Annotated in this window: 11 protein-coding genes; 10 read left to right on the forward strand and 1 reads right to left on the reverse strand. The window is 71.7% G+C overall.

The annotated features are described in order from the left end of the window. The first annotated feature begins 37 nt into the window (after positions 1-37). The 9 genes from IEY73_RS03740 (at position 38) to IEY73_RS03780 (ending at position 8,467) form a co-directional block, all read left to right on the forward strand. Positions 38-1,201, forward strand: a complete 1,164-nt coding sequence (locus IEY73_RS03740) for a sugar ABC transporter substrate-binding protein (RefSeq protein ID WP_189077544.1) — start codon at positions 38-40, stop codon at positions 1,199-1,201. Further along, complete coding sequence (locus IEY73_RS03745; protein ID WP_189077545.1) at positions 1,198-2,775, forward strand: ATP-binding cassette domain-containing protein; 1,578 nt, start codon at positions 1,198-1,200, stop codon at positions 2,773-2,775. Before IEY73_RS03740 ends, IEY73_RS03745 begins: the two co-directional genes overlap by 4 nt. Then, complete coding sequence (locus IEY73_RS03750; RefSeq protein WP_189077546.1) at positions 2,772-3,848, forward strand: amidohydrolase family protein; 1,077 nt, start codon at positions 2,772-2,774, stop codon at positions 3,846-3,848. Before IEY73_RS03745 ends, IEY73_RS03750 begins: the two co-directional genes overlap by 4 nt. 32 nt (positions 3,849-3,880) lie before the next feature. After that, on the forward strand, positions 3,881-4,666 hold the full coding sequence (locus IEY73_RS03755) for a fumarylacetoacetate hydrolase family protein (RefSeq protein ID WP_229715447.1): 786 nt from the start codon (positions 3,881-3,883) through the stop codon (positions 4,664-4,666). Then, the gene (locus tag IEY73_RS03760) at positions 4,651-5,463 is read left to right on the forward strand and encodes an HpcH/HpaI aldolase family protein (protein WP_229715449.1); all 813 of its coding nucleotides are present in this window, start codon (positions 4,651-4,653) and stop codon (positions 5,461-5,463) included. Before IEY73_RS03755 ends, IEY73_RS03760 begins: the two co-directional genes overlap by 16 nt. After that, positions 5,460-6,155 (forward strand): RraA family protein, encoded by a 696-nt coding sequence (locus IEY73_RS03765; RefSeq protein ID WP_189077547.1) that lies wholly within the window; start codon positions 5,460-5,462, stop codon positions 6,153-6,155. The genes IEY73_RS03760 and IEY73_RS03765 overlap by 4 nt, the downstream gene beginning before the upstream one ends. A 68-nt stretch (positions 6,156-6,223) precedes the next feature. After that, the gene (locus IEY73_RS03770) at positions 6,224-6,883 is read left to right on the forward strand and encodes a GntR family transcriptional regulator (RefSeq protein WP_189077548.1); all 660 of its coding nucleotides are present in this window, start codon (positions 6,224-6,226) and stop codon (positions 6,881-6,883) included. 13 nt (positions 6,884-6,896) lie between these two features. After that, entirely contained in the window at positions 6,897-8,072 is a 1,176-nt protein-coding gene (locus tag IEY73_RS03775) for a DUF3500 domain-containing protein (protein WP_189077549.1), read from the forward strand. A gap of 26 nt (positions 8,073-8,098) precedes the next feature. Then, on the forward strand, positions 8,099-8,467 hold the full coding sequence (locus IEY73_RS03780) for a DUF2255 family protein (RefSeq protein WP_189077550.1): 369 nt from the start codon (positions 8,099-8,101) through the stop codon (positions 8,465-8,467). A 15-nt stretch (positions 8,468-8,482) separates the two neighbouring features. Here IEY73_RS03780 and IEY73_RS03785 read toward each other — a convergent pair whose 3' ends face one another. Further along, entirely contained in the window at positions 8,483-10,405 is a 1,923-nt protein-coding gene (locus IEY73_RS03785) for an anthranilate synthase family protein (RefSeq protein WP_189077551.1), read from the reverse strand. Positions 10,406-10,535: 130 nt separating this feature from the next. Between IEY73_RS03785 and IEY73_RS03790 the strand changes: the two genes are divergently transcribed. After that, a complete protein-coding gene (locus IEY73_RS03790; RefSeq protein WP_189077552.1) occupies positions 10,536-11,723 on the forward strand; it encodes a 3-deoxy-7-phosphoheptulonate synthase in 1,188 nt (395 codons plus the stop codon). The last annotated feature ends 19 nt before the right edge of the window (positions 11,724-11,742 follow it).

Here is an 11,742-nt window from a genome sequence, read left to right on the forward strand (position 1 = left end):
CTCCCCGATCACCCGACCGCGACAGGAAGGGCGTTCCATGTCCCTGTTCCGCACCGATCCGCGGGCGCGCCGCCTCTCGGTCCTCGCCGCGTCCGCCCTGCTCCTCGCCGCCTGCTCCGACGGCTCCGGCGAGGACACCGCAACCTCCGGGACAACCTCATCCGGTCCGCTGGCGGCGAAGGTCGCCCAGCTCGAACAGTCCGGTGACAGCTATCCCGTGCCGACCGGACAGCTTCCCGGCCTCGACGGCGTCGCGGGCACGACGGTCTACTACGTCCCGATCACCCAGCAGGCGCCGCAGTTCGCGGTGACCGAGGCTGCGCTGGCGGACGCCTTCGGCAAGGTCGGCGTGAAACTGCAGACCTGCAACGGCAACGCCACCCCGACCGGCATCGCGGCCTGCCTCACCCAGGCGACCAAGGCCCGCGCCGGCGCCATCATCACCGACGCGGTGCCGTACGTGCTGGCCGCCAACGCCTTCGACGCGGCGATCGCGGCCGGCATCCCGGTGCTGAACACCAACCAGTCTCCCGACGACGCGCACCCGGCAGCCGGCAAGCTCGGATACATCTATGCGGCCGGCGCGGAGATGATGGTCGCCGCCGCGGACTGGATCATCAACGATTCCGGCGGCAAGGCCGACGTGATCATCAACCAGAGCACCGACGGCCCCTCCCCGGTCGCCTACGTCGCCGCGGCCAAGGCGGAATTCGCCAGGGAGTGTCCCGGCTGCACCGTGACGATCAACGAGATCTCGTCGGCGAACTTCTCACTGATCCCGTCGTCGACCAGCTCGGCCCTGTTGAAGAACCCGAATGCCGGATACGTGGTCTCCGAGTTCGATCAGTACCTCCAGCCCACCCTGGGCGGCGTGCAACAGGCCGGCAGGATCGCCGCGGTCAAGGGCGTCTCCGGCGCGGCCCAGTTGGCCGGCCTGCAGATGCTGTCGAAGAAGAACTTCCTGTACGCCTCGGTCGGCCAGGCCTCGGCATATCAGGGCTGGGCCGACGCCGACGCGGTGCTGCGCATGCTCACCGGCACCGGCGGCGACGCGCTTGCCGAGTACACCATCCCGATCCGCCTCTTCACTCGCGACAACATCGGCACGGTCGAGCTCACCGCGGGCGCGGAGGCCTCCGGCGAGTGGTTCGGGCCGAGCGACTACACCACCGCGTTCCTGACCCTCTGGGGCGTCGGGTGAACCCCGGCGCGTCGGCACCGCGGCTGAGCCTGTCCGGCGTGTCGGTCGCGTACCGGCGCAACCGGGTGCTGCACGACGTCGGATTCGCGGTCGGCCCCGCGGAGATCCACGCGCTGATCGGCCAGAACGGCTCAGGCAAGTCGACGCTGGTGAAGGTGCTGACCGGGCTGTGCACCGCGGAACCGGGAGCGTGCGTGGAGATCGACGGCGTGCCGCTGCGGCTTCCGGCTCGGCTCGCCGACGTACGCGCCGCCGGCGTGGCGGTCGTGCACCAGTCCCTGGGGCTGGTGCCGCAGATGAGCGTGCTGGAGAACATGCGGATCGGCCGGCTGCGCGCCCGGCGGTTCTCGCGCCGCATCCGATGGGATCGCGAGCGTGCCGCCGCCGGGCGGATGTTCGACCGGCTCGGCCGGCACGTGCCGCTCGACGTGGCGGTGCACCGGCTGAGCGAGGAGGACCGGGCCACCGTCGCCATCGCGCGAGCCTTGCAGGACACCCCGCACGGCGGCGGCCTGATCGTCTTCGACGAGTCCACCCGGGCCCTGTCGCGCCGATCGCTGGAGCACTTCTACGAGGTGCTCGACGATGTGGTGCGTGCCGGCACCTCCGCGCTGCTGATCTCGCACCGGCTGGAGGAGGTGGCCGAGGTCGCCGACCGGGTCACGGTGCTGCGTGACGGGAAGCTGGTCGAGGCGGGCCGCGCGGCGCGGCGTGGCAGCGAGGGGGAACTCGCCCGGCTGATGCTCGGCCGCGCCCTGCAGGCGATCAGCTCCGGTGGCGGTCACGCGCGACCGCACGCCGAACCGGCCGTCGAGCTGGCCGATGTGATCGCCACCCGGCTCGACGGCGCCGCCGTACGGGTCGCGCCGGGCGAGATCGTCGGGCTGACCGGCCTGGCCGACTCCGGGTACGACCAGGTGCCGTACGTGCTCGCCGGCGTCGAGCGCGCCGCCTCGGGCAAGCTCCTGGTGAACGGCGACCACATCGACCTGGACCGGTTCACCCCGGCCGCCGCACTCGGCGCCGGAGTCGCGCTGGTGCCCGGTGACCGGGAACGGGCCGGGCTGGCGTCGGGGCAGACCGTGGCGGAGAACGCGGCGCTGCCGCGCACCGGAACGGCAGGCCCGCGTCTGTCGCCGATCCGCCGCCGCGCCGAACTCGCCGAGCTGATCCCCTGGCTGGACCGGCTGCGGCTGCACCCGCCGGATCCGCACGCCGTGGTCGGACGGCTGTCCGGCGGCAACCAGCAGAAGGTGGTCCTGGCCAAGTGGTTGTCGCGCGGCCTGCGGCTGCTGGTACTGCACGAGCCGACCCAGGCCGTCGACGTGGGTGCCCGGGCCGTCATCGTCGACGCCGTCAAGGACGCCGCCGCCTCCGGGTGCGGGGTGCTGGTGGCCGGCAGCGACGAGAACGAGCTGTCCATGCTGTGCGACCGGGTCCTCGTCTTCCGCGACGGCCGGGTCCACCGGGAACTGGCCGGGCCGTGCCGGCCGGAGGTCATCGTCGCCGCCGTCTTCGCATCCTCGCAACGCCGCCCGCTGCGCGCCAACCGAGAAGAGAGGGTATGCCCGTGACCGTCGTCGACATCAACATCCATCACCTGCCGGAGGACCTGTTCTCCAACCCGAGGATCCTCAACGGCTTTCTCAACTCGGCGCCGCGCGGCTTCGGCGAGATCGCCCGCGTGGTCACCATGGACAACGGCAAGCGGCAGCTCATTCTGGAGAAGCCGAAGGGGTACCAGAACCTCAACTACGTCGAGGGCGACTATTCGGCCGAGTCGAAGCTGGCCGCGATGGACGATGCGGGCGTGGACTACGGCATCATGCGGGTGCCCGTCTGGCAGGAATGGCTGGACCTGGAGACCTGCAGGCAGGTCAATGACAACGCCTTCGACATCGTCCAGCGCTCCCACGGCCGGCTATTCGCGACCGCATGCGTGCCGCCCTGGGGCGGCAAGGAGAACATCTACGAGGTGGAGCGGTGTGTGAAGGAACTCGGCGCGGTCGGCGTGCAGGTGGCGTGCCACTACGGCCAGCTCTACCTGGACGACGAGGTGTTCGAGCCGTACTGGAAGGTGCTCGACGGCCTCGGCGTGCCGGTGATCGTCCACCACACGCCGCTGCCGGTGGAATGGCGGTCGCTGGTGGAGTACACGAACTTCCGGCGCGAGTTCGGCCGCATCGTCGACCAGGCCACCGCGGTCGGCCGGGAGCTGTTCAGCGGCATGTTCGACAGGTTCCCGAACCTGCGGTTCATTCACACCATGCTGGGTGGCAACTGGTTCGCGAACACCGCGCTGCTGACGCCGCACGCGTCGAACAAGAAGGAGGCCATGGTGCGCCTCGACCCGACCGGCGGCGAGAAGATCAAGGGCTACCTGGAGCGCAACATCTTCTTCGATCTCACGCACCCGCACTCGTGGGGCAAGGACCAGGTGGAGTGTGCCCTGAAGGTCAACGGCGCGGACCACTTCCTGTTCGGATCGTCGTTTCCGGTCGTCTACGGCTGGATGAGCCAGGGCGTGGAGTTCGTCAAATCCACATTGGACATCAGCGCGGCGGACCGGGACATGGTCCTGTCCGGCAACGCGGTCCGGCTGTTCCGGCTGCCGGTTCCCGCCGCGGACGCGGCCGCACGGGCCTGACGCCGGTGTCCGATCATCGAGGCGGAGGTACGGTGCTCGACCCGAGCGTGCACAGGCAGATCGCCGAGGAACTCCTGCGTGCCGAACTCGACCGCGGCGTCCTGCCGCTGCTGACGGCCCGGTATGCGGACATGACCGTGGACGATTCGTACGCGGTCCAGCGGATCTGGCATGAGCAGGGCATCGCGTCCGGACGCCGGCACGCCGGGCGCAAGATCGGTCTCACGTCCAAGGTGATGCAGGCGGCGACCGGGATCACCGAGCCGGACTACGGGGCGGTGTTCGCCGACCAGATCTACGAGTCCGGGTCCGCCATCGAGTACGACCGGTTCTGCAATGTGCGGATCGAGGTGGAACTCGCCTTCGTCCTCGGTGAGGCGCTGACCGGGCCCGGCGTGACCATGTTCGACGTGCTGGACGCGGTCCGTTACGTGGTGCCGGCGCTGGAGATCCTGTCGTCGCGGATCGAACTCGCCGGCCGCACCATCGTGGACACCATCAGTGACAACGCCGCGCTCGGCGGGGTGGTCCTGGGTGGTTCGCCGGTCGCGCCGTCCGCCGTCGACCTGCGGTGGGTGAGCGCCGTGCTCTACCGCAACGAGACGATCGAGGAGTCCGGCGTCGCCGCCGCCGTTCTCGGCCACCCCGCGATGGGCGTCGCCTGGCTGGCGAACAAGCTGGCCCGCCACGGCGACAAGCTGGACAGCGGCGAGATCGTGCTGGCCGGCAGCTTCACCCGTCCGATCTGGGTGCAGCGGGGCGACATCGTGCACGGCGACTATCGCGACCTGGGAGCCGTGTCGTGCCGGTTCGTCTGACCCTGCCGCGCTCGTTCGCCGCCGTGCTGGCCGACGCCGACCGCCCGCACATCGGGATGTGGGTCTGCTCCGGCAGCGCCCTGGTCGCCGAGATCTGCGCCGGCAGCGGTCTCGACTGGTTGCTCATCGACATGGAACACGCGCCGAACGGGCTGGAATCGATCGTCGCCCAGCTCCAGGCGGTCGCCGCGTACCCGGTCACGCCCCTGGTGCGGGTGCCGGTCAACGATCCGGTGGTGATCAAGCAGGTGCTCGACCTGGGCGCGCAGAACGTGCTGGTGCCGATGGTGTCGTCGCGGGCCGAGGCGGAGGCCGCGGTGCGGGCGGTGACCTACCCGCCGAGCGGCGTGCGCGGCGTCGGCAGCGCCCTCGGGCGCGCCGCGCGCTGGAACCGGGTCGGCGGTTACCTCGCCGACGCCGGATCGCTGGTGTCGGTGTGCGTGCAGATCGAGTCGGTTTCGGCCGTGGAACGCGCCGCGGAGATCGCAGCGAGCGGGGTGCACGGCATCCTGGCCGGGCCGAGCGACCTGGCCGCGTCGATGGGGGTGCTCGGCGACCAGCACCATCCCGACGTCGTCGCCGCGGTGGAACACTGCATCGCGGTGGGCCGCCGGGCCGGGGTGCCGGTCGGGGTGAACGCGTTCGACCCCGCGACCGCACGGCGGTACCTGGACGCGGGAGCCTCCTTCATGCTGGTGGGCGCCGACGTCACGGTGCTCGCCCGCGGTTCCGAAGCCCTCGCGGACCGCTTCCGCGGCCCTGAGCCGGCCGCCCACGACGAGAGGACCCGGAGATGACCGACGAGACCCTGGCCGGCCGGCTGTGCGCGGTCGGCACCCCGGGGCTGTCCACGGCCCTGCGCCGGCGCGGCTACCACGACGTGGTCGTCGAGGGCGTCCGGCCGTTGACACCGGGCCAGCGGTTCGCGGGGCCCGCGCGCACGCTGCGTTTCGTGCCGTTCCGTCCGGACCTGTTCGCCGAGCGTGGCGGCGGCTTCAACCCGCAGAAGCAGGCGTTCGACACCGTCGGCGCCGGTGAGGTGCTGGTGATCGAGGCGCGTGGCCTGCCGGAGACCGGCACGCTCGGCGACATCCTCGCACTGCGGGCCCGGCACCGCGGCGCGGCGGGCGTGGTCAGCGACGGCGGGGTCCGCGACACCGAAGCGGTGGTGGCCACCGGGCTGCCGGTGTTCGCGAACGGGTCGCATCCGTCTGTGCTGGGACGCCGCCACGTCCCGTGGGAGACCGGCGTGGTGATCGCGTGTGGTGGCGTCGCGGTGGCGCCGGGCGACTTCGTGGTGGCCGACGCCGACGGCGTGCTCGTCGTGCCGGCCGCGATCGTGACGGAGGTGCTGGCGGAGGCGGAGCGCGACGAGGGCCGGGACGCGTGGATCGCGGCCCGGGTGGCCGAGGGGGAGGCGCTCGACGGGCTCTTCCCGATGAACGAGGCCTGGCGCGCGTGCTATGAAGCAGAACCCCAGCGCACCTAGGGCCGCGACCAGCCGTCACACGGATCGCATACGATAACCTGTGATATCTATGAAAAGGATGGTGACACGTGGCGACGCGAACCGACGTCTGCTACGAGCTCCTCAAGGGACGCATCCTTGACGGCACGTACGGTCCCGGGCATCGGCTGGTGATCGACCAGCTCGGGCGGGAACACAACATCAGCACCATTCCCTGGCGGGAGTCCCTGCGTCGGCTGGAGGCCGAGGGCTGGGTCGAGATCATCCCCAATGTGGGCGCCCGGGTCGCCACCTTCGACGAGGGGGAGTGGGCGCGCACCATGCGCCTGCTCGCCCGGCTTGAGGGGCTCGCCACCGCGCTGGCCAGCGACGAACTGACCGAGGCCGACCTGGCCGACGCCCGGCGCATGAACCGGGAGATGCGCGAGGCGCTCGCCGATTTCGACCCGATGCGGTTCACGCAGCTCAACCGGCAGTTCCACACCGTGATCTTCCACCGCGCGCCGGACAAGCACCTGATCGCGCTGCTGGACACCGAATGGGCACGGCTCGACTTCATCCGCCGGTCCGCCTTCACGCACGCGCCCGGCCGCGCGGTCGAGTCGGTGGCCGAGCACGAGGCGCTGCTGGACCTGCTGGAGGCGCACGCCGACGCGGACACCATCGAGACCGCGGCGCGGCAGCACAAACTCAACACCCTGGAGGCGGTCACCCGGCATGCGGAAGCCCGCGGCACCGCTCTCGCCTGAGCCGGAGGACACCATGGGCGACTCCGCCGGCGACCCGCCGGCCATGACCTACCGTGCGCCGGGCGCGATCCGCGACATGCTGTTCGCGACCTGGAGCCTGATGAACAGCTTCACCGCGGATCAGCGCGGCCGGGCGCTGTTCCCACTGGACGATCCGCGGCGCGTCGACTGGGACTTCATCCCCAAGCCGGACCGCACCGGCATCCCGCTGTTCGAACTCGACCGGCACCAGAAGGCGCTCGCGCACACGCTGCTGCGGGCCGGCCTGAGCTTGCGCGGATACAGCCAGGCGGTGGCCATCATGGCGACCGAGAACATCCTGCGCGAGCTTGAGGTCGTGCAGCGCGGCTTCGGCGTGTACGCCGCCGACTTCCGCGACCCCGAGGCGTACCTGTTGAGCTGGTTCGGCCGCCCGGCCTTCGAAGACACCTGGGGCTGGCGGATCATGGGGCACCATCTCGGGTTCAACGTCACCGTCATCGGTCAGGAACGGCTGACCGTCACCCCGCTGGCGATGGGCGCCCAGCCGTTCCCGGCGGGCGTGCTGAACCCGCTGGGCGAGAGCCAGGCGATGGCGTTCGAACTCCTCCACCGGCTGAGCGCGGACCAGCGCCGGGACGCCCACATCCATCCGGTGGCGCCGGCCGACTTCGCCACCCGCCAGGTTCCCCGCGTCGGCGCCGTCGAACTGCCCGACCACGTGGACCTGGGCATCGAGACGTACGCGATCACCGACGAGGACCGGTGGGCGCTGCGCTTCGAACGACGGGCGCCCAGCGGGCTGAACGGCAGCCGGATGAGCGCCGACGACCTGGCGCTGGCACGGGAACTGCTGCTGCACTTCGTGGAGACCGCTCCCGACGAGCTGGCCGCGCAGTATCGCAGGGTGGTCGAGTCGGAGCCCGCGGAGCGGCTCACCTTCGCCTGGGCGGGCGGGACGCGGGCGGACACCGCGTACTACTTCCGGGTCTCCACCGGCGGCCTGCTCGTCGAGTCCGACAACGCGGTGGCGGCCGGTCAGCACGTGCACGCCGTCTGGCGTGACCTGGACAACGATCTCGGCCATGACCTGCTCCTGGCACACTATGCCCGCAACGACCACCGCCGGGGCAGCGCGCATCTGCACCGGCGGATCACATCGAGCACGGACTCGGACGCCGACTTCATCGCGCGCATGTCCGGGCGGTGAGCCGGGCCGCAACGAGGGGAGAAGTCATGACGTGGGACACCGGAATCGCGGCGCGGCTGTCGGAGGCCCGCGAGGTCGACGTGATCGTGCCGGCGCCGGGCCGCGCCCCGGTGCGCGTACCGGTCTGGCTCGTGGCGGTCGGCGGCGAGCTCTACCTGCGCTCGTGGAAGGGCGAGGCGGGCCTCTGGTACCGGCGGGCGCTGCGGTACGGCACGGGCGCGCTCGGCCTGGACGGGCGGGAGCATCGGGTGCGATTCACGGCCGTCGCCGAGCCCGCGCTGGACGCCGGAATCGACCGGGCCTACCGGGAGAAGTACGGCGACTCCCGCTACGCGCAGGCGATGACCCAGCCGCCGGCGACGACCACCACGATGCGCGTCGACCCGGCACGGTGACCGGCGCCCGGCACGTCAGAACGTGCTCGCCGGAGGATGCGCGGCGACGCCGCGACCATCGTCGATCAGCGTGCTGAGCAGCGTGGTGAGGATCGCCGGCCCGTCCTCGGTGAGCAGCGACTCGGGATGGAACTGCACCGAGCGCAGGCCGGGTGCGCTCAGCGCGTGCACCTCGCCGGTGTCCCGGTCCCGGCTGACCCGCAGCGTGCGGCCCGGAAGGCGGTCGCTGGCCAGCTCGTCCGCGGCGGCCAGCGCGGTGAAGGTGTTGTAGAAGCCGACCCGCACCGGCGTGCCGTAGAGGTCGATCTCACGCTGCAGGCCCTGGTTCGGGCGCGCCTTGCGGACCACCGGGATGCCCAGGACCGTGCAGAGCACCTGGTGGCCGAGGCAGATGGCGAGCATCGGCTGGCCACGGTCGAGGAGGTCGTCGACGGTCGCGCGCAGGGCGGCGGCCTTGCGGTCGGCCGGATCGCAGGGATCGCCCGGACCGGGGCCGATGATCACGACGTCGGCCGGCCCGACGGGGCCCGGCGCGTCGAACGGCCGGATCGAGGCGCCCGCGCCGAGCGCGGTCAACTGATGCCCCAGCATGCCTGTGAAGGCGTCCTCGCCGTCCACCACCAGGATGCGCCGGCCGGCGAGCGGCCGGGCGGAAGCGGTGTCCCGGCGCGGCGTGCCACACCAGTACCTGGCCAGCGTGTGGGTGCGCCCGGCCAGCATCCCGCGCACCGTCGGATGCCCGGCCAGGGGCCGACCCTCCACAGTGTTCCGCCGGGAGGCGGCGGCCGGGTGCCGGTCCGAGCGCAACGCGTTGAGCAAACCGGCGGCCTTGGCGTGGGTCTCCGCGGTCTCCGCGTGCGGATCGGAATGCCGGACCAGGGTGGCGCCCACGCCGAGGGTCAGCGTCCGGTCCAGCCCGATGTCCGCGGTGCGGATCAGCACCGCGGAATCCAGGGTGCACCCGGCGCGGTGACCGCCCACGACCGCCAGTACACCGCTGTAGTACCCGCGTCCCGTGGGCTCATGGCGGTTGATCACCCGGCAGGCGTTCTCCAGCGGGCTGCCGGTGACGGTCGGCACGAACATCGTCTCGCGGAGGATTTCGCGCACGTCGCATTCGGTGGGGCCGGACAGCACGTACTCGGTGTGCACGAGCTGGGCCATCTCCCGCAGATAGGGGCCGTGCAGGCGGATTCCCGGCCCGCAGACGCGGGCCATCATCTTCAGCTCCTCGTCGACCACCATGTGCAGCTCGTCGATCTCCTTGCGGTCGGCCAGGAAATCGAGCAGCCCGGCCACGGTCCGGCGGTCCGCGGGCGCGCGGTAGGTGCCGCTGATCGGGGTCATGGACAGTCTGCCGTCGACCAGGCTGGCATGCCGTTCGGGTGTCGCGCCGACCAGGATCCGCGTCCCGGTGTGCAGGGCGAACGTCCAGTACGCGCCCGTTTCCCGCTCCAGCAGCCGGCGGAAGAGCGTCAGCGCGGCATGCCAGGCGTCCTGCTCGAACTCCGCCCGGTAGGTCCGGCGGATCACGAAGTTCGCCCCTTCGCCCAGCCCGATCTCGTGGTCGATGATCCGGCGCACCGTCGCGGCGTAGCTGTCGTCGTCGACGTCGAAGCCGCCACCGGTCACGGTGATCGGCTCGTCGGGCAGGCGGGCGATCAGCGCGGCGCGGTCGATGATCCGGCACTCGCGCACCGTCATGGCCGCCAGCGGCTCCCCGTCGTCGTGGCAGTGATAGCCGCGTTCGGCTAGCTGGCGGAAGGGGACCAGCGCGACGGTCTCCTCACCGGGGCCGGGAAGCGGCAGTTCGCCGAGGCTCCGCACGGTGTGCATGACGCCGGTGCGGACCTCGACCGTGGTTGCGGACCGGGCTGGCCGGTGCAGCAGCAGGACCGGGCCGGCCGGGCGGGTCAGGTCCCCTGACGAGTCATCCATGCCCGCAGAGCATGCCGGTCCCGGCGTGCGCGGGCAGCTACCCGAACGAGCCGTGAGTGTGGTGTATCGCCACGCGGCTACCTGGACGAGTAGTTCCCCGGCCCGGCGCGCCGCACTTACGTTAGCCGCCATGACTACGGGGATGACCTGGGCCGGCCCGGCCACGTCGGTGACCGCGCTGGCGCCGCAGGAACTGCGGCACTGGCGGGGCCTGCCCGCCGGGCAGCAGCCCGAATGGGGCGACGGCTGGCTGCTGGAGCAAGTCGTCGGTGACCTCGCCCGGCTGCCCGGCCTGGTGGGCTGGCACGATGTGCACCGGCTGCGCGAGCGGCTGCGCGACGTGGCGCAGGGGCGGGTCCGGGTGGTGCAGGCGGGCGACTGCGCCGAGGACCCGGACCACTGCCGTCCGGCGCCGCTGGCGCGCAAGGTGGCCCAGATCGGCGCGATGGCCGAGGTCATGGAGATCACGTCGGGCCGTCCGGTGCTGCGGGTGGGCCGGATCGCCGGTCAGTTCGCCAAGCCGCGCAGCGCGCCGACCGAACGTGTCGGCGGCATCGATCTGCCCGCGTACCGGGGGCATCTGGTGAACGGCCCGGCGGCGGACGCGGCGCAGCGGCGGCCCGATCCGCTGCGGCTGCTGGCGGGATACGACGCGGCCCGGCGCGCGATGGCCTGGCTGGCCCGGGTGCCCGGCGCGGAGCCGTCGGTCTGGACCAGCCATGAGGCGCTGCTCCTGGACTACGAGGTGCCGCTGGTGCGCCGGGACCCGGAAGGCCGGTTGATCCTCACCTCGACGCACTGGCCGTGGATCGGGGAGCGCACCCGTGACCCCGACCATGCGCACGTGCGGCTGCTGGCCGCGATCGGCAACCCGGTCGCCTGCAAGGTCGGTCCGACCGTCACGCCGGACCAACTGCTGCGGCTGTGCGCCGTCCTGGACCCGGACCGTGACCCCGGCCGGCTGACCCTCGTGGCGCGCATGGGCGCCGACCGGATCGGCTCCCGGCTCCCGGCTCTGGTGCGCGCCGTCCGGAGGGCCGGGCATCCGGTGATCTGGTTGTGCGACCCGATGCACGGCAACACCGTTGCCGCGCCCGACGGTTCGAAGACCCGGTTGCTGTCCACGGTGCTCGCCGAGGTCGACGCTTTTCAGAACATTGTGGACACAGCCGCCGGGCTGCACCTGGAGACCACCCCGGAACCGGTCGTCGAGTGCGTGTCGGCCGCGCACGAACGGCCCGGCCCGCGCACCTCGCTGTGCGACCCCCGGCTCAACACCGAACAAGCCCTGACGCTCACCGAGCGCTGGTATCGATGACCGTCCGGCACGGAGGCTG

The sequence above is a fragment of the Mangrovihabitans endophyticus genome (assembly GCF_014646155.1).
Classification (GTDB): Bacteria; Actinomycetota; Actinomycetes; order Mycobacteriales; family Micromonosporaceae; genus Actinoplanes; species Actinoplanes endophyticus.